Source organism: Plantimonas leprariae, assembly GCF_008802405.1.
Lineage (GTDB): Bacteria > Pseudomonadota > Alphaproteobacteria > Rhizobiales > Rhizobiaceae > Plantimonas > Plantimonas leprariae.
On record NZ_VZDO01000025.1, the window covers coordinates 40,190 to 58,620 of the forward strand.

Consider the following 18,431-nt stretch of genomic DNA (forward strand, 5'->3'; position numbering starts at 1 on the left):
AGCATTTATGCGCCGCCGGCTACGTATAGTCGGCTCAGTTCATTCAGACGATCGCATGGAACGCCCGCTTTATCCTACATGTTGGCTTGCGGTCATCCGCAGCGAAGAACAAACATGACCGTCAACGCCTGGCTTTGGATTGGCGCGATCGCGATGGCGATCGGCGCCGCGGTTCAACTCGTGATCGGCTGGGGGCCGCGAACCCGCGACGTCGAGAACCACTATCTCCTGCATCTCTTCGTCTGCCTGGCGGCGATGGCATCCTACTTGGTGATGGCGACCGGCGACGGCGCGATCCATCTGGCGGACGGCGGACCGGTAGGCCGCGACTTCTACTTCGCCCGCTACGTCGACTGGTCGATCACCACGCCAATGCTCCTCCTCGGGCTCGGGCTGACGGCGATGCACTCCCCGTTCCGCCGCTGGGCGGCGCTGCTCGGCGTCCTCTTCGCCGACAGCTACATGATCATCACCGGCCTGTTCGCGGGACTCAGCCCGGTCGGCTCCGGCCAGAAATGGCTCTGGTACATCGTCAGCTGCGCCGCGTTCGCCTTCGTCTACATCGGCATCTGGGGCATCTTCCGAAGCGAGGCGAAGAAGACCAGCGAAGAGGCCGCCAGCCTCTTCCGGACGAACGCCACGATCCTCTCCGCCGTCTGGTTCCTCTATCCGGTCGTGTTTCTCCTCGGCACCGAGGGCACCCTGTTCATGGGCGACGTGCCGACGGCCGCCGCCTACACGCTCCTCGATATCGTCGCGAAGGTCGGCTACGGCACCTTCTCGCTGATCGAGACCAAGCGTAAGGCGGCCCGCGAACTCGCCGCCGGCCTGATCCCCGACCCGGACCTTCGGCCGGCGCCGGCCGCCTTCCACGAGATCCGCGCGCCGGCCCGCAACGAAGCGGTCGGCGATGAGGCGATCGAGACGAACGAGCGACCCTTCGGGACTCGGCGCCGAACGTGAGCATTTCCGAACGGGAGCCGGTCGAGGCGGCGCGATCCCTGCGGCCGCGCAGCCTTCACGACCTGCGAAGCGGCCAAGCGCTTCTCGCCTCGCTCGCGTTCCGGGCGGTTTGCGGCGCTGTCGCGGTGGCCGGACCGCCGAATGCCGGAACCCAGCTCGCCTTGCTGGTTCCCGCCGTCGCGGTCGCGCTGCCGCACGGTGCTCTCGACGGACGAGACGGCAAGCGGCTGTTCGTCCCACAGCACGGCCGGTTGTGGTTCGTGCCGTTTCTCGGGAGCTACGCAGCGCTGTCCATGGCCACCCTGCTGCTGTGGTGGTTCTCACCCTTCCTTGCTCTCTCCGGCTTCCTGCTGATCTCGCTGGTTCATTTTGGTCAGTGCGATCGTGAGACGGCGAGCAGCTTCCCTCGAGCCTCCGTTCTCGCGCGGGGTGGCATCCCGATCGTCCTGCCGACGCTGGCCTTTCCAGACGAGGTCGGGCGCCTGTTCGCTTGGCTTGCCGGGGAAAGGAACGCCGCGGTAGTCCTCGCCCTTCTCGTCGGCCCGGTGGCGGTGGTCTGGCTTGCAGCGGTCGCCGTGGAAGTGGCGCAGGCGCTTCTGGAGCCGCAGCGTCGCCGACCGGGCGACGCGCTGACGGCGCTCAGTGTCGCCGGTGCTCTGGCGCTGCTGTTCGCGACCGTGCCGCCGCTTCTCGCCTTCGCGCTCTACTTCTCGCTGTTCCATGCTTCCCGGGCGCTCTTGCAGGCGACGGCGGGCGAAGGGACGGACCCGCGCACGGCGATCGGGCGCGCGATGCGGGATGCGGTTCCCCTGTCGATCGCCGCGATCGCGATCGGCGCCATCCTGTTCCTGTTCCAGCCCGCCGGCGCCGCGACGCCCGCCGTGCTGCGCGCCGTCTTCCTGCTGCTCAGCGCTCTCACCGTCCCGCACATGTGGCTCGAACACCGGCTGCGGATAGACGCAGATTCGATGTCGAAGCGACTTGAAGCGGCAGCCGTTCGGGAGGAACGCCCATGACCCGCATGACTCGTCGCGGCTTCGTCGCCGGAACAACAGGAGCCATGCTCATGGCGGAAGCCGCCAGCGCAGCCGACGGACCGATCCCGATGCGCGGGAACGAGGGCGCCGACATCATCGGGCCGCGCAACCCTGCCCGCGAGGCCGAGGATCCGTTCACGCTGTCGCCGCCGGCCACCGATCACGGCACGATGCCGAACCTCAAATGGTCCTTCGCCGACAGCCACATGCGGCTCGAGGAGGGCGGCTGGGCGCGCCAGACGACGATCCGCGAGCTGCCGATCTCCACCGCCATGGCCGGCGTCAACATGCGGCTGAAGGCAAACGCGGCGCGGGAGATGCACTGGCATAAAGAGGCTGAGTGGTCCTACATGCTGAAAGGCCGGGCACGCGTCACGGCTGTCGACGGTGAGGGTCGCACCTTCGCCGACGACATCTCCGAGGGCGACCTCTGGTACTTTCCGTCCGGCATCCCGCACTCGATCCAGGCGCTGGAGAACGAGGATGCCGACGGCTGCGAGTTCCTCTTGGTCTTCGACGACGGCGCGTTCTCGGAAGACTCGACCTTCCTCCTCACCGACTGGCTGGCGCACACGCCGCCGGATGTCCTCGCCAAGAACCTTGGTGTCGAGCCGAGCGCGCTCGCGAACCTGCCGAAGAGCGAGCTCTACATCTTTCCCGCCCCGAAGCCGGGGCCGCTCGAGGGCGACCGGTTGCGCGGCGAAGGCCCGGTGCCCGAACCCTTCAGCCATCGGATGACCGCGCAGGCGCCGATCCAAACGAAAGGCGGCACGATCCGCATCACCGACTCGACCGTGTTCAAGGCGTCGAAGACGCTCGCCGCCTCGCTCGTCGAGCTCGAGCCCGGAGCCTTGCGGGAACTGCACTGGCATCCGAGCGGCGACGAATGGCAGTACTGGATCGAGGGCCAGGGGCGGATGACGGTGTTCGGCTCGGAGGGCAAGGCCCGCACCTTCGACTATCAGGGCGGGGATGTGGGCTACGTGCCCTTCGCCATGGGCCACTACATCGAGAACACCGGCTCGACGAAGCTGCGCTACCTCGAGATGTTCCGCAGCCCGCTCTACTCGGACGTCTCGCTCAACCAATGGCTGGCGCTGACCCCGCACCCGCTCGTCGCGGCCCACCTGAAGGTCGACCGGTCGGTCATCGACGCCCTGCCGGCGGAGAACTATCCAGACGTGCCGAAATGAGCGCGCAACTGGGCCGCGCGGAGGCGCTGGGAAACCTCGTTCCCAACGACATCGGGTTCATCGCGGCGAACGGGGGAGGAGCTGGTGTTTGGCTTATGGAATAAGCCGGCGACGATCTCGCCAACAACGGCCAGGTCAACTAACGTCCGGTCGCCGCGCAGCGAGCGGCACCCTCAAAGCCATGCGGAAGTGCATCGATGCCGACCGGAACAGTGAAGTGGTTCAACGCCGACAAGGGTTACGGCTTCATCCAACCCGACGCTGGCGGTCAGGACGTTTTCGTCCATGTTTCCGCCGTTCAGCGCGCCGGGCTCAACAGTCTCAGCGACGGTCAGAAGATTTCCTACGAGCTCGTCACCGATCGCCGTTCCGGAAAGACGTCTGCCGGTGAAATCAAGGTCGGTTGAGGAGCGAAACTTCCAATCGACGCCGCGGCGAGTGCTGGATGTCGCGCTCGTTGCGGCGCACCGCGGCGGCTGAACGGGGGCCGTGGAAGGACGGTCGCGACGCCGATGGAATGGCTGACGAACGGCGCCGTCGAACAGCTGGCCCTCAGCGGACTGTCGCCCGAATTTGCGGACATCCGAAGCATCGTTCTCGGCCTCGGTTTCGAGTACCCCGGTCCCTATACACCGCGCATCAGGCGTGCCCTCGAGCAGGCGACGTCGAAGGTTTTGGCCAACCGGTCGCCACAGCGCCTACCGGCCGCATGGAGCATCACGACCGCTGGTCGCCGCGCTCTCGCCACCCGAACGACTTCAGCTTTCGGCATCCACGCTGGTTACCGCGCCGCCAGCATGGAAATCATGAACGGCGATGCGCCAAGTGTCCGGCCGAGGTTGGCGAAGAAGCAGCCTTAGCCGAAGCATGAGTTTGAACGAACAGCGGTGGGTTGACGTGCGGCGCGCTGTCGGCTCGCGACAGGTCTGACGTATCCACTGCCCGTCATTGGCGTTGATTGCCGAGCAAATCAATACGCCTTGGCGCTTCCGGAACGCTTCAACCTTAGCGAACCTTTGCTTTCGCGAACGGCGTTGGAAATCTCATGCCTCCGCAGGACGGCTCCGTTCAACTTACGATACGAATGAAGGCTGAGGGCTATGTCGGACCGCGCCATCGAGACTACCGTCACCTTCGCGAACGCCTTTGCGATCGACCGGTCGACCGGGATCAGGCCAGCTGGCACTTATCGCGTCGTCGTCGAGGAGAACGAGATCCGCGGCGTCTCCTTTCTCTCCTTCAATCAGGTTGCAACGCTGTTCCATGTGCCGGCAATCGGCACTTCCGGATTTCGACATGTTTTCAGCGTCGATCTTAAGGATCTCGACGCCGCTGTCGAAACCGACAGCCGGACGCCGTCCCCATTCGGCAGGATCGCAGCGATCGGAGCGGCCGACCTGAACGGTACGGCCGGATTGGCATGAGCGCGACCGCCGCTGTCGATCGGCTGAAGGCACGTGCTGCCGGACGCTCTTTCTCGGCTCACACCCCGGCGGCCGCCGCTGATCCTGCTTGCTGACGCGCTGTTTTCAGCGCTGGCCTCGGCTGCCACCTGAAACGAATACAGTGCCCGCTCTGCCCATCTCCCTCTTGCGTCGATATGTGCTGGTCGTGGAGGACGAGTACTTGCAGGCGGACGAACTCCGACTGGAACTGCTTCGACGCGGCGCCGTGGTTGCCGGGCCGGTGGCGAGCATCGGAGATGCCTTCGCCTTGATCGACTGCACTCCGGAATTGGCTGTCGCCGTTCTCGACGTCAACCTCGACGGCAGGATGATCTTCCCGGTCGCCGACGAACTGCTGCGCCGCGGCGTGCCGCTGGTGTTCGTCACCGGTTACGATCGACGCGTCCTACCAGTTCGCTTTGCGAATATCCGAACCATTTTGAAACCCGCATCGGCGGAGACAGTCATCGACGCGCTGACGGTTTGAACAGACGAACGTCGCAAACAGGTCATCGTCTGGAAGCGACCAATAGCTTCATCAGTCATAGCTAAAAGATCGTTAGCTATCAATGATTTGAGCTTATGGACAGTTCCGCGAGCCGCTGCATCTCCCCTGCGGGAACCTGCTTGCGGAGCATATCGATGTCCCTGCGATCGCCGCCAAGAAGTCTGTGCGACAGACTTGCAAACGAAGCTCGCAGGAACGCGCAATTCGCGCTTTTGCCAAATGTTCGAGACTTGTTCTTGCGATCGGAACGAGCGTGGCGACTGCTTGCCGAGAGCGCGTTGGACAGTGCAGGCGATGTGCCTCGCGACACGGAGCCGCTGTCTGCGACGACGAAGTTTCTGAATTAGTTCGGGCCTCCCATCAGTACGGACGCTTCGCGCCCCTCAACTGTCGTAGCGCTCGGCTGCCAGGCAACAGCCGATCTTCACGTTGACCCCAAGGGTCCCTCGACGGCGAGCAGCGCCCTCGGCCGCAAGCAAGCGGCCGCAGGCTGATTGCGATCGTGAAGGTCGGCTCAAATCCTCTTCCGGCGCTACCAGCATCGATCATAGAGGCTCTGCCTGCCGTCCGCGGCGGCGCTGCTTCCAGCTCGATCCAACGCAGGAGGCTGTAGCTGCCGGAGTCATGCGTCGGTCTTGATTTGCGGCTTCGGCTCGGGCGCGAGATGCGCGCGGAACTGATCCAGCCGGCGTTCCGAAAGCGGACGAAACAGCCTCGCCGGCCAGCAGCCGCCCGGATGGCGAGCATCGACTTCGGCCACGACAAGGCACGGCTCCTCCTTTCGCGTCAGTCGGCTGACGCCGATGCATACTTCCAGGACCGTGTAGACGCGCCCTTCCGCCAAGTCGGTCCCGGCGCTGGAACAGCGCTCGAAAAGACCGAAGAAGAGCGACCGCGTGCGCGAGTTCGTCGGCGTTTTGTCGTCGATGCATACGACATGCTGCCCAACCTCAAAGTTCATTGCGCCGATCCTCCGGAACGAGCAGCCTCACCGACATTGTCGATCTCCTTGTTGGCTTGCGGGTCGGCAGGGCCCCGGCTCCCCGCCGCTGTCGCGGACGCCCCGGACAATGAGCTCAGCGACGGCGACGAGGATGAGACCGACGGCAAGTCGATTTCCAACCTCCAGGTGAAAGAAAGCGCTGGCACCAGTTCGCGTCGAACTGTGCTTTCTCAGGTCGACCGGCTGCGGCGCGCCTCGCGCAGCCGGAGTTTCATGGCAATGACGACATCCTTGAACGACTGAAGCACTTGTCGGCCGCTCCGCATGCTGGGCTGATCGCCGGCCGCGTGGATTGCGCGGAGTTTCGCCTGCTGGCGCTCGACGTTCGCTTCGGCTTCGCGCACCCGCCGCTCGGCCCGCTCGATGCGGTTTTCGTGGAGAGCCATCACGCCGCCTTTCGCAAGCTGCCCGATCGTAAGCTCTCGACATCAACCTCCGTTCCGAGCCGGTTTCCCTCAATTCATCAACTGGCTAAGCCGATCGCCGCAACCGGAAACACCGCTGGAGACGGCGGTGCCGCTGGACAGCAACCGGAGAGCCATCGTTTGGCGTCGGCAATCTCGACGTTTCAATCGTTCGAACGGCTCGCGGGCCAATTCGAGCGTGATCCGACTCGCCGAGCCGCCGAGATGGCAGAACGCAACTTCGAGCGAGAAGGGCGCCTCCGCAGACGCACAGCCTCGCGCCCCAATCCGCCCCTCGTCGCGGTGAGTCGACGAAGCTGCGCTATCTTGAGCTGTTCCGCAGCCCACCTGCCGGAAGGTCTCGCTTGACCGATGGCTGGCGTTGGCACCGCGGCGGCCTGTCGCCGCGCACGTGAAGCGCGACACGGCCGTCGTCGACGGGCTGCCGACGGATCAGCACCGCAACGTGCCGCGGTAAGCACGCTCAGGAGCTGTGCTCCGATCGCTCATCAGCCCCCTATCGAAAGCAGGGCCCACCAGTCCGGAACGGTCGGAACAAGGTGCCGTTCAGTCCGACCCGAAGGTTCGAACGGAACGGTTCATGGCTTCCCCAGAAACGTCGGTCGTCAAGCTGCAGGTCGCCAACAGCCGCCCCGAGGACGCCGGCCGCGGCATCGCCAGGCTCGGCATGAACGCTTTCGCCGAGCTCGGCCTTCAGCCCGGCGATCCGATCGAAATCGTCGGCAAGCGCCACACCGTGGCGCTTGCCGTTCCGCCTTACTCGGAGGACGAAGGGCTGAGTCTCGTCCGGCTCGACGGCCTGCAGCGGGCGAACGCCGGGGCGACGAGCGGCGACGCCGTCGAGATCCGGCGCGCCGAGGTGCGGCCTGCCGCGCGCATCGTGCTGGCGCCGGCGCAGAAGAACCTGCGCCTACAGGGCTCGGGCGACGCCTTGAAGCGCACCCTCTTCCGCCGCCCGCTCGTCGGGGGCGACGTGATCTCGACCCCCGCCGCCCAGCGCCCGGCCGCGCTCGACCCGCGGATGCCGCCCGAGCTCCAGCGCATGTTCCAGGGACCGGCCTACGGTCTGCAGGAAATCCGGCTCGTGGTGGTCGCCACGAGCCCGCGCGGCCTCGTTCAGGTGACGGAGGCGACCGAGATCGAACTTCGGCCGCAATACGAGGAGCCGAAAGGCGAGCGGCGCGCCGACGTCACCTACGACGACATCGGCGGCCTCGGGAACACCGTCGACCAGGTGCGCGAGATGGTGGAACTGCCGCTGCGCCATCCCGAGCTCTTCCAGCGACTCGGCATCGACCCGCCGAAGGGCGTCCTGCTCTACGGCCCGCCCGGCACCGGCAAGACCTTGCTCGCGCGCGCAGTCGCCAACGAGGCGGAGGCGAACTTCTTCCTCGTCAACGGCCCGGAGATCATGGGCAGCCGCTACGGCGAAAGCGAGGAGCGCCTGCGCGAGGTGTTCGGCGAGGCGCGCCAGAACGCGCCGTCGATCGTCTTCATCGACGAGATCGATTCGATCGCGCCGAAGCGCGAGCAGGTGACGGGCGAGGTGGAGCGGCGGCTCGTCGCGCAGCTCCTCACCCTGATGGACGGCCTCGAGCCGCGCCAGAATGTCGTGGTGATCGGCGCCACCAACCGGCGCGACGCGATCGACGAGGCGCTGCGCCGGCCGGGCCGGTTCGACCGCGAGATCGTCATCGGCGTGCCCGACCAGGCGGGGCGGCGCGAGACGCTCGGCATTCACACGCGCGGCATGCCGCTCGGCGAGGACGTCGACCTCGACGAGCTCGCCCGCACCACCTACGGCTTCGTCGGCGCCGATGTCGCGGCCCTCGCCCGCGAGGCGGCGATGGACGCGGTGCGGCGCATGCTGCCGGAGATAAACTTACGCGAAGGAATCCCGACCGAAGTGGTGGACCGCCTGCGCGTCGAGCGCGGCGACTTCCTGAACGCCCTGAAGCGCGTCCAGCCCTCGGCGCTACGCGAGATCATGATCCAGGTGCCGGACGTAACCTGGGACGACGTCGGCGGCCTGGAGGCGGTGCGCACCACCCTGCGGGAGGGGATCGAGCTGCCGCTGCGCAACCCGGCAGCGTTCGCGCGCCTCGGCATCTGGCCGGCGAAGGGCTTCCTCCTGTTCGGCCCGCCGGGCACCGGCAAGACGCTGATGGCGAAAGCGGTCGCTCGCGAGGCGGAAGCGAACTTCCTCGCCACCAAGTCCTCCGATCTCCTGTCGAAATGGTACGGCGAGTCCGAGCAGCAGGTATCGCGCCTGTTTGCCCGAGCCCGTCAGGTCGCCCCGTCAGTGATCTTCATCGACGAGATCGACAGCTTGGTGCCGGCGCGCGGTGGAGGCCTCGGCGAGCCGGCCGTGACGGAGCGCGTCGTTAACACGATCCTGTCGGAGATGGACGGGCTGGAGGAGTTGCAGGGCGTCGTGGTGATCGGCGCCACCAACCGCCCGAACCTCGTGGACCCGGCGCTGCTCAGGCCCGGCCGCTTCGACGAGCTCGTCTACGTGCCCGTCCCCGACCAGACCTCGCGCCGGCACATTCTCGGCATCCAGACCAAGGCCATGCCGCTGGCGGGCGACGTCGACCTCGACGATCTGGCGGGCCGGACGGAGCGCTACACGGGCGCCGACCTTTCCGACCTCGTGCGCCGCGCCGGCCTTCTGGCGCTGCGCTCCGACCCGGAAGCGGGCGAAGTCTCGGCGGCCTGCTTCGAGAAGGCGCTGAAGGAAACCCGGCCCTCCGTCACGCCGGAAATGGAAGGGGACTACGAGCGCATGCTGCAGACGCTGAAGCAACAGGAGCCGCGCCGCTCGATCGGTTTCGGTATCGCCTCGCGTCGTGACTGAAGCGGAAGCTCCTGAGATTGCCAAGCCCGTTCCCGCCGAGGAGCGGCCGTTCAAGGTCCTGGTGATCGCCGGCTCGCAGCGGCGGCTGAACTCGTGCCCCGGTCTCAACTCGAAGGCGCGGGCGCTGATGCATCGGATGCTCGGCCGCCTGCCAATGGGCTGGCAGATCGATCACGAGGACATCGGCAACGAGCATGGCAAGCCGAAGATCCAGCCCTGCAACGCCTGCGTCTCGTCGTCAATGGCGCTCTGCGTCTGGCCCTGCAACTGTTACGGTCCCGGCAGCGACCACCAGCCGGACCTATTCTGGGACCTGCACCTCTACGAGCGCTTGGCTCGGGCGGACGCCTGGGCGTTCATCGGTCCGATCAACTGGTACGGTCCGTCCTCCACCTTGAAGCTCCTGTTCGACCGCCTCGTCTGCATGAACGGCGGCAACCCGCGTCCCGACCTCATCGAGAAGAAGTCGACGCTGCTCGCGCAGGCGCTGGAGCGCTCGCCGCAGTGGCAGGATCTGACGCGCAACCATCTCGAAGGGCGCACGGCCGCCTTCTTCTGCTACGGCGACCAGGGCGGGGCCGATCTCGACGAGACCGGCCGCCCGAAGATCCTCCGGCACAAGGACTGGTTCGATCCGGCGGACGAACCGTTCCGCAACGAGCGCGACGCCTATCAGGGCCTCGTCTGGCAGTGCCGCTATTCCGGCATCGAGGTGCCGGATCGGCTGTGGCGGCACGCCGACATCGGCGTCGGCCGGCTCTACGCCGACGACCAGGCCGGAGACATGACGAGCGAGCCCGACGCGCTCGCCGCGTTCGACGCATGGGCCGACGACTTCGCCCGCCACGTCGAGGCGAAGGGTCGGGTGCCGGACACGACGGAGGCCGAACGCTCCGCGAGATCGACAACGCAGTGACGTTCAGCAGTTTCGTCCGCCATGCGGTGCGCAACTGGCGGCGAGCCTTGCGAGGCGTTCTCCTGTCGGCCGCCGCGGCGTCGCTCGCGTGGTGGCTCGCCTCGTACCTGCCGGGAAGCACGCAACCGACCTTCGCCGGCATCGCCGCCGTGACGTGCTTGTCGCCAGGCGTATCCGACCGCGGCCGGCAGGCGATTCGCATGCTTGCCGGCGTCGCCCTCGGGATCCTCGTCGGAACCGCCGGCTTGGCGTTCGGCGACGCGTATCCGGTTCTGCGGGTCGGGGCGGTCACGCTCGCCGCGATGCTGGTGGCGGCGAGCTTCGGCTTCAACGCCACCGTGATCATCCAGGCCGGTGCGTCGGCGATCATCGTCGTCGGCAGCGCCCAATCGGGCGCAGGCTTCCAGCGTATCTTCGATGCCGCGATCGGCGGCATCGTCGGGCTCTTCGTATCGCAGGTGTTGTTTCCGCCCGATCCTGTCCGAATCATCGCGAAGGCGGCCGACCGCCTCCTCGACACAGTCGCCCTGTCCCTCGAAGCGGGCGCGGAGGCCGTCCGCAGCGGCGACGTCCGCCCTTTGCGCGCCGGTGGAGAAGCGGTACGGCGCCAAGGCGGCGGCCTGACGGAAGCGATCGACTTCGCGGAAGGGGTCGCGCGCTGGACGATCCGCGGACTTCTGAACCGCCGCCGGCTCCTGAGCAAAGCCGAGCGCTGGCGCCGGAAGGCGACGCGGATCGGGCCAATGACGATCCTGTTCGGCGAGGATCTGGCCGACGCGATCGAGAGTGGCGGTGTGCCTGCCGACTTGGCGGACGCATTGCGCGCTGTGGCGGGGTACTGCCGGCAGGCCGACGCCGAATTTAGACCGCCTTGTCTTCATCCGAGGCGCAGCAAGCAGTTGACTTCGCAACTCGAAACGCTGCGGAACGAAAGCGCGCAACTACGCCGCATGACGACTGAGGCGGCGGGCAACAACGGGCGGCACTGAGCGTTGCTTCCTATTATCCGCTGCAGCCATGCGACCCGAACCGTTCGATCGGATGATCGGCTGCGACGCGAACGGCATGGCTTGCCGATGGCGAATGTCCCGAGCCGCCATGCGTGGCGCTTGTGCGCCTATTCATGTTTCGGCTTGCCGCCACCTGCCGCCGATGCATCTGACAGGTCCTGCTGTCGCGGATCGGAGCTGTTTCATGAAAGCCATCGTCTTTCACGCGATCGGCGACATCCGTCTCGAAGACGTTTCGGAACCGACCATCCAAGAGCCGACCGACGCGATCGTTCGACTGACCGCTTCTGCCATCTGCGGCACGGACCTGCACTTCGTGCGCGGCACCTTTTCGGGGATGAAACCCGGAACGATCCTCGGCCACGAGGGCGTCGGCGTCGTCGAGAGCGTCGGGCCGATGGTGCGCAACTTCCAGCCGGGCGATCGGGTCATCATCCCATCCACCGTCGGCTGCGGCTCCTGCTCCTACTGCCGCAAGGGCTACTACGCACAGTGCGACAACATGAACCCCGGCGGCAAGCGCGCCGGCACCGTGTTCTTCGGCGGGCCGGAGGCGGCGGGCGGGCTCGACGGGCTGCAAGCGGAGAAGGCCCGCGTCCCCTGCGCCCACATCAATCTTGTGAAGCTTCCGGACGCGATCTCCGACGACCAGGCGATCCTGATGAGCGACATCTTGCCGACCGGCTGGTTCGGCGCCGATATCGCCGACATCGAGGAAGGGCATACGGTCGCGGTCTTCGGTTGCGGGCCGGTCGGCCAGTTCGCCATCGCCGCAGCCCTTGTCATGGGCGCACGGGTGATCGCCGTCGATCGCCACGAGGACCGGCTCGCCATGGCGCGGCGCCAAGGCGCGGAAATCGTGAACTTCGACAAGGAGGATCCGGTCGAGACGATCGTCCAGCTCACGGGCGGGATCGGCGTAGATCGGGCGATCGATGCGGTAGGCGTCGACGCCCAGCACGCCGACCATGGGCCGGCGGGCGAGACCGCGCAGGAGCAGTTCGACCAATTCGGAAAGGAACAGGCGGAGATCGAGCCGGACGCGCGGAAGACCGGCGACCAATGGGTCGCGGGCGACGCCCCAACGCAGGCTCTCGACTGGGCGGTCGAGGCGCTCGCCAAGGCCGGGCAACTCTCGATCATCGGCGTCTATCCGCCGACCGACCGCGTCTTCCCGATCGGCAAGGCGATGAACAAGAACCTCACCGTAAAGATGGGGAACTGCAATCACCGCCGCTACTATTCAGCCCTGATCGACCTCGTCGTGTCCGGCGCAATCGACCCGTTGAAGGTCCTGACCGAGGTCGAGCCCATGCACGGCGCGATCGAGGCCTACGAGGCCTTCGACCGGCGCGAGCCCGGCTGGATCAAGGTCGAGCTGAAGCCGGTCGCCGAACCCGCCTGACGACGTCGGAACGGAAGGGAGGCCGCGGCCATGGATGTCCGGCTGACGGTGAACGGCACGAGCCACCGGCTCGATCTCGATCCGCGCGTCACGCTGCTCGACGCGCTCCGCGAGCGGCTCGGCCTGACGGGCACGAAGAAGGGGTGTGACCAGGGCCAGTGCGGTGCCTGCACGGTGCTCGTCGACGGCCAGCGCGTCCTGTCATGCTTCGTCCTCGCCGCAACCGTGCGCGGGAAAGTCGAGACCGTCGAGGGTCTGGCTAGCGAAGGTGACCCACTGCACCCGATGCAGGCGGCCTTCATCGAATGCGACGCCTTCCAGTGCGGCTACTGCACGCCGGGGCAGATCATGAGCGCCATTGCCTGCATCCGCGAAGGCCATGCGGGCGACGAGACGGAGGTTCGAGAATACATGAGCGGCAATCTCTGCCGCTGCGCCGCCTATCCGAAGATCGTCGAGGCGGTCCTGAAGGCGAAGCCCGCGATTGAGGCACGCGCCTGATGCGTGCCTTCGCAATCGAACGGGCTGCCGGCACGGCCGAGGCGCTCCGGCTCGGGCGGATCGAGGCGGGAGCCCAAGACGACCTCGCCGCGGTGCCGCGTTTCCTCGCCGGCGGCACGAACCTTCTCGACCTGATGAAGCTCGACGTGATGCGCGCGAGCGTCCTGGTCGACATCAACGACCTCGAAGCGGAGCATGGCGGCATCGCGATCCGGGACGGCATGCTGCATCTCGGCGGCCTCGCGCGCATGGCGGCGGTCGCGGATCACCCCGTGGTCCGGCGCGACTTTCCCATCCTGTCGGAGGCTTTATGGAAGGCCGCGAGCCCGCAGCTTCGCAACATGGCGACGCTTGCCGGCAACGTCCTCCAGCGCACTCGCTGCAATTACTTCCGCGGCAGGCAGTGGGCCGGCTGCAACAAGCGCGATCCCGGCTCCGGCTGCGCGGCGAAGGACGGCGTCAACCGGCGCCTCGCCGTTCTCGGCACGAGCGAGCAATGCATCGCCAACTATCCCGGCGACTTCGCTGTCGCCCTCGCGGGGCTCGGCGCCGAAGTCGACATCCTCGGCAATGACGGCGGACGGCGCAGCCTGCCGTTCGAGGCACTGCACCGCCTGCCCGGCGACACGCCGCATATCGAAACGGAGCTGGAACCGGGCGAACTGATCACCGGCTTCCGCGTACCGATCGGCGACTGGACCCGCCGCTCGCTCTACCTAAAAATCCGCGACCGCGAGTCCTACGACTTCGCGCTGGCTTCAGCCGCCGTCGCGCTCGACCTCGGCCCCGACGGCACGGTTCGATCCGCCCGCATCGGACTCGGCGGCCTTGCGGCGAAGCCCTGGCGATCGCACGAGGCGGAAGACGCGCTCGCAGGCCGGAGCCTCGACGAGACGTCGGCGCAGGAGGCCGCGGAGGCTGCCTTCGCTTCCGCCGTGCCGCATGGTGATGCGGCCTTCAAGCTCGATCTCGGCCGCCGCACGCTGGTCCGCGCTCTGCTCGCCGCGCAGGCGATGGAGATTTAGATGGACGATCTCCTGCCGCTCGACTCCGCCCACCGCGTCTTCGGCACATCGCACCCGCGCATCGACGGCCGCGCCAAGGTGACGGGCCGCGCGCTTTATCCGTCCGACGAGCCCGTCGCCGCCCCGGCCTATGCCTTTCTCGTCACCAGCGCGATCGCGCGCGGGCGGATCGCCGGCTTCGATTTGGACGAAGCGCGGTCGCTGGATGGCGTCATCGATATCCTGACTCACGAGAATGTCGGCGGCGAGGCGCGCCCGCCCGAGCAGCAGGCCGGCGGCGAGACGACCACGACGATGGAAAACGACCGGATCTGGCACGACGGCCAGATCATCGGCGTCGTCGTCGCCGAAACCTACGAGATCGCGCGCGATGCGGCCTATCGCATCTTCGTCCATTACGAGTCGGAAGCGCCCTCAGCCACCTTCGACTCTCCCGGCGTCGAGGAGGAGCGGCGCGAACCTGGCGAGCACGAGGATTACGAGGTCGGCAACGCGGAAGGCGCTCTGGGTGAGGCCGAGGCGACCGTCGACGAGTGGTATGAGACGCCGACGCAGCACCACAACCCGATCGAGCTTTTCACCACGACCTGCATCTGGGAGAACGATCGCCTGACGGTGCTGGAGCCCAGCCAGTTCGTCTATGGCATGCGCGGCAACATCGCCGGGCAGTTCGGCCTCGATCCCGGGAAGGTTCGGGGCGTTTCGAAATATGTCGGTGGCGCCTTCGGATCGAAGGGCGGACTCACCGCCCGCACGGCCTGGATCGCGATCGCCGCCCGCCGGATCAACCGTCCGGTGAAGCTTGTCGCGACGCGCGACCAGGGCTTCACCATTGTCACGTATCGCGCCGAAACGCGCCACCATCTTCAGCTCGGCGCGACGCGCGAGGGCAGGCTCGTCGCCCTTCGGCACGAGGGCTGGGAACTGACGAGCCGGCCGAGCCAGTACAATGTCTCCGGCACCGAGACGACGGCGCGCGTCTACGCCTGCCCGAACATCCTGACACGCGTCAACATCGTCCATGCCGACCGCAACACGCCGGGTTTTATGCGGGCGCCGCCCGACACGCCCTACATGTTTCCGCTGGAATCGGCGATGGACGAGCTTGCCTGGAAGCTGGAGATCGATCCGATCGAGCTTCGACGCTTGAACGAGCCGGGCCGCGACCCGGTGAACGGCAACGCTTGGTCGAGCCGCAACCTGATGGCCTGCTTCGAGGAAGGCGCGAAGCGCTTCGGCTGGCCGTCGCCACGTCCGGCCCCCGGTACCCGTTGGGACGGCGACTGGCGGGTCGGCCTCGGCTGCGCCAGCGCCGCCTATCCGTCCAACATCGCGGCGACCGCGGCGCGAGTGCATCTTCGGGCGGACGGCCATGCGCGAGTGGAGATCGCCGGGCACGACATCGGCACCGGCGCCTACACGGTCGCGGCGATGACGGTTGCGGACCGGCTCGGCGTCGAGGTCGGGAAAGTCGACGTCGCGATGGGTGACACCAGCCTGCCGCCAGCCTCGCTCGCGGCCGGTTCGAGCCACACCGCATCGATCACCCATGCCATCGCTCTCGCCTGCGACGACTTGCGCCGACGCCTGATCCAGACGTCTATCACCAGCGACGAAGGACCTCTTGCCGGCCGCGGGTTCGAGGCGGTCGACCTCTACGGCGGAAGGCTCGTGGCCGATGATGGTGGCGAGGAAAGCTTGGAGGACGCGGCGAACCGCCTTTCGCGCGGCGCCGTCGAAGCCTATGGCGAATACATCCCGAAGGGTCTTCCGCCGGAGGCGATGGACAAACTCTACAGCGGCAAGCCGCCGATCTGGCGCGGCCAGCAGCGCAAGGATGTGACCGCCTACGGCTTCGGCGCGCAGTTCGTTGAAGTTCGGGTCCACGCCCGGACCGGAGAAATCCGCGTACCCCGCATGCTCGGCGTCTTCTCCTGCGGCACGATCGTCAATCCGCTCACCGCGCACAGCCAGTTCATGGGCGGTATGATCTGGGGCATCGGGGCGGCGCTCTTGGAAAAGACCGAGATCGACCTTCGCCACGCAAGCTACGTCAACGACAACATCTCGGAATACCACATCCCGGTGAACGCGGATGTCGGCACGGTCGAGGTCGTGATGCTGCCGGAACGCGACGTGGCGGTGAACCCGCTCGGCATCAAGGGCATCGGCGAGATCGGCATCGTCGGCGTCAACGCCGCCATCGCCAACGCCGTGTTCCACGCGACGGGCCGCCGTATCCGCAAGCTCCCCATTCGGATCGAAGACATGATCTGACGCGGTGTACGATCGTCAACCATTGCGAGCCGTGTGCTGCCCAGGGTTCCACATTTTCAGGCACGAGGTACGATAACCCGTAGTCGGCCTCGTCATCTGTCGCCGATCCCCTGCCGGAGAAGGTAGCCAAGGGACAAGCGACGTCAGGCGGCTCAGCCTCCCTTGGTAAGGTTGCGAAGCCGGTCGGTTTCGTGGGAACTATTCCTGTCGCGGACCGGGGGATGCATGGAACGGTTGAAGCCGTCCCGAAGAGACTTCCTGGTCGGTCTCGGGCGTGGATTTGCCGGCTCGCTGATCTTCTCGCTGCCGATGCTGATGACCATGGAGATGTGGTGGCTCGGCTTCTATGCCGACCCCTTGCGCCTCGCTCTCTTCATGACCCTTCTCCTTCCCTTGTTGTGGCGTTTATCACGCTACGGCGGCTTGCGGCACACCCGATCCGGCTGGGACGACTTGGCGGACGCGCTCGTCGCGGTCGCCATCGCTGCCATCGCCTCCGCGGTCGTGCTCGCCCTGTTCGGTGTTCTCGATCGCGGCATGTCGACCCACGAGGTTGTCGGCAAGCTCCTGCTCCAGACCTTCTGCGGCAGCATTGGGGCTATGCTGGCGCAGAACCAGTTCGGCGAGAAGGATCTGAGGGACGAGCGCCGCGAGGCGGAAGCCTCCTATCTCGACGAGATGTTCCTGATGGTTGTCGGGGCGCTGTTTCTGTCGCTGAACATGGCGCCTACCGAGGAAATTATCCTTATCGCCTACCAAATGTCCGTCTGGCAGGTGATCGTCCTCATCCTTCTGACGCTCGTTCTCATGCACGCCTTCGTCTACGGGCTGGAGTTCGGCGGAACGGAGCGGCCGCGTGATGGCGAAGGCTTCTGGAGCGTCTTCGCTCGCTTCACCGTTGCGGGCTATGCTCTTGTCCTGCTTGTCAGCTTCTATGTGCTGTGGACCTTCGGCCGGCTCGACAGCACTGGCAACTTGCCGACCCTTGGAACGACCATTGTCCTCGGATTTCCCGGCGCTCTCGGCGCAGCGGTTGCAAGGTTGATGCTCTGATGGGGTGGTTCAAGCGAACTCCGCCTCCCTCGGCCTCTTCGCGCCAAGTCGGCACGTCCGCGCTCGAATGGAGTTTTGCAGTCGCCGGCGGCACGATCTTGGTCGGGATGATCGGGTACATGGTCTATTACGGGCTGAGCCAGCCGACCGGACCCGCAAAGATCGTCCTCAAGGCTGACACGGTTGAGCCGATGCCGGAGGGCTACGTGCTGACTTTCACGGCGCGCAACGTCGGCTCCTCGACGGCCGCGGCGCTGAAGATCAAAGCCACCCTCCTGGAAGGAGAGCGAGTGATCGAGGAGCGGGAGGCGACGATCGACTACCTCCCCGAGCACTCCGAGCGGGAGGGCGGCTTCTTCTTCCGCCGCGATCCTCGCCTCTATCGCACGGACTTGATGAGCGCCGGTTACGCGGCTCCATGAGAACCGCGAATAGAGATAATGATTTTGAACGGACGGCCGTCGTCCAATTTGCTCGCCAGCGATGAGGCGATCCTGTCGTCTACATCAAATCGGCTCGAACGGTCACACGACATTCTCTCTTGTAAAGGCGTAGCAATTCCAGGCAGCGGGGCGGAGCAAAGGCAGACCACGGCGCATGAACGCCGACGCCGCGGGCCGCGTCGTGCAGGGCGTCCTGTCCGGCGTCGGCTTCATCGGGGCCGGGGCGCTGCTGCATGGCGGCAGCGGCCAGCAGGTGCATGGGCTCGCGACGGCGGCCAGCATCTGGGTGTCGGCGGCGATAGGAACGGCGGCGGCGCTCGCGGTCTGGCCGCTGATCGCGGGCGGCGTGACGCTGGGACTGTTCGTGCTT

At 66.5% G+C, this 18,431-nt stretch carries 19 protein-coding genes; all 19 read left to right on the forward strand.

What is annotated here, in order from left to right:
• Positions 1-114: 114 nt before the first annotated feature.
• On the forward strand, positions 115-963 hold the full coding sequence (locus F6X38_RS21940; RefSeq protein WP_161992882.1) for a bacteriorhodopsin: 849 nt from the start codon (positions 115-117) through the stop codon (positions 961-963).
• Complete coding sequence (locus F6X38_RS21945; RefSeq protein ID WP_150973635.1) at positions 960-1,979, forward strand: Brp/Blh family beta-carotene 15,15'-dioxygenase; 1,020 nt, start codon at positions 960-962, stop codon at positions 1,977-1,979. The genes F6X38_RS21940 and F6X38_RS21945 overlap by 4 nt, the downstream gene beginning before the upstream one ends.
• Positions 1,976-3,193 (forward strand): oxalate decarboxylase family bicupin, encoded by a 1,218-nt coding sequence (locus F6X38_RS21950; RefSeq protein WP_150973637.1) that lies wholly within the window; start codon positions 1,976-1,978, stop codon positions 3,191-3,193. Before F6X38_RS21945 ends, F6X38_RS21950 begins: the two co-directional genes overlap by 4 nt.
• 197 nt (positions 3,194-3,390) lie before the next feature.
• Positions 3,391-3,600, forward strand: a complete 210-nt coding sequence (locus F6X38_RS21955) for a cold-shock protein (protein WP_150973639.1) — start codon at positions 3,391-3,393, stop codon at positions 3,598-3,600.
• 105 nt (positions 3,601-3,705) lie between these two features.
• Positions 3,706-4,053, forward strand: coding sequence for a hypothetical protein (locus tag F6X38_RS21960; RefSeq protein ID WP_150973642.1), 348 nt, complete (start codon positions 3,706-3,708; stop codon positions 4,051-4,053).
• A 240-nt stretch (positions 4,054-4,293) separates the two neighbouring features.
• Positions 4,294-4,617, forward strand: coding sequence for a hypothetical protein (locus tag F6X38_RS21965; RefSeq protein ID WP_202618056.1), 324 nt, complete (start codon positions 4,294-4,296; stop codon positions 4,615-4,617).
• A 142-nt stretch (positions 4,618-4,759) separates the two neighbouring features.
• Complete coding sequence (locus F6X38_RS21970) at positions 4,760-5,125, forward strand: response regulator (protein WP_246191493.1); 366 nt, start codon at positions 4,760-4,762, stop codon at positions 5,123-5,125.
• Positions 5,126-5,882: 757 nt separating this feature from the next.
• Complete coding sequence (locus F6X38_RS21975) at positions 5,883-6,392, forward strand: hypothetical protein (RefSeq protein ID WP_150973644.1); 510 nt, start codon at positions 5,883-5,885, stop codon at positions 6,390-6,392.
• Between the two features lie 5 nt (positions 6,393-6,397).
• Entirely contained in the window at positions 6,398-6,922 is a 525-nt protein-coding gene (locus F6X38_RS21980) for a hypothetical protein (protein WP_150973647.1), read from the forward strand.
• 232 nt (positions 6,923-7,154) lie between these two features.
• Positions 7,155-9,431, forward strand: a complete 2,277-nt coding sequence (locus tag F6X38_RS21985) for a CDC48 family AAA ATPase (RefSeq protein WP_150973649.1) — start codon at positions 7,155-7,157, stop codon at positions 9,429-9,431.
• Positions 9,424-10,347, forward strand: a complete 924-nt coding sequence (locus F6X38_RS21990; protein WP_246191494.1) for an NAD(P)H-dependent oxidoreductase — start codon at positions 9,424-9,426, stop codon at positions 10,345-10,347. Before F6X38_RS21985 ends, F6X38_RS21990 begins: the two co-directional genes overlap by 8 nt.
• Entirely contained in the window at positions 10,344-11,336 is a 993-nt protein-coding gene (locus F6X38_RS21995; RefSeq protein WP_161992883.1) for an FUSC family protein, read from the forward strand. Before F6X38_RS21990 ends, F6X38_RS21995 begins: the two co-directional genes overlap by 4 nt.
• Before the next feature lie 205 nt (positions 11,337-11,541).
• Positions 11,542-12,762: a zinc-dependent alcohol dehydrogenase gene (locus F6X38_RS22000; protein WP_150973652.1), complete on the forward strand. Its 1,221-nt coding sequence runs from the start codon at positions 11,542-11,544 to the stop codon at positions 12,760-12,762.
• Positions 12,763-12,792: 30 nt separating this feature from the next.
• Positions 12,793-13,263: a (2Fe-2S)-binding protein gene (locus F6X38_RS22005; RefSeq protein ID WP_150973654.1), complete on the forward strand. Its 471-nt coding sequence runs from the start codon at positions 12,793-12,795 to the stop codon at positions 13,261-13,263.
• Positions 13,263-14,288, forward strand: coding sequence for an FAD binding domain-containing protein (locus tag F6X38_RS22010; RefSeq protein ID WP_150973657.1), 1,026 nt, complete (start codon positions 13,263-13,265; stop codon positions 14,286-14,288). The genes F6X38_RS22005 and F6X38_RS22010 overlap by 1 nt, the downstream gene beginning before the upstream one ends.
• Positions 14,289-16,565, forward strand: a complete 2,277-nt coding sequence (locus F6X38_RS22015; RefSeq protein ID WP_150973659.1) for a xanthine dehydrogenase family protein molybdopterin-binding subunit — start codon at positions 14,289-14,291, stop codon at positions 16,563-16,565.
• Between the two features lie 225 nt (positions 16,566-16,790).
• The gene (locus tag F6X38_RS22020; RefSeq protein ID WP_150973661.1) at positions 16,791-17,618 is read left to right on the forward strand and encodes a TIGR02587 family membrane protein; all 828 of its coding nucleotides are present in this window, start codon (positions 16,791-16,793) and stop codon (positions 17,616-17,618) included.
• The gene (locus tag F6X38_RS22025; RefSeq protein WP_150973663.1) at positions 17,618-18,040 is read left to right on the forward strand and encodes a TIGR02588 family protein; all 423 of its coding nucleotides are present in this window, start codon (positions 17,618-17,620) and stop codon (positions 18,038-18,040) included. The genes F6X38_RS22020 and F6X38_RS22025 overlap by 1 nt, the downstream gene beginning before the upstream one ends.
• A 175-nt stretch (positions 18,041-18,215) precedes the next feature.
• Positions 18,216-18,431: MgtC/SapB family protein (locus F6X38_RS22030; protein WP_202618057.1), on the forward strand; the 216-nt coding region annotated here is incomplete at its 3' end.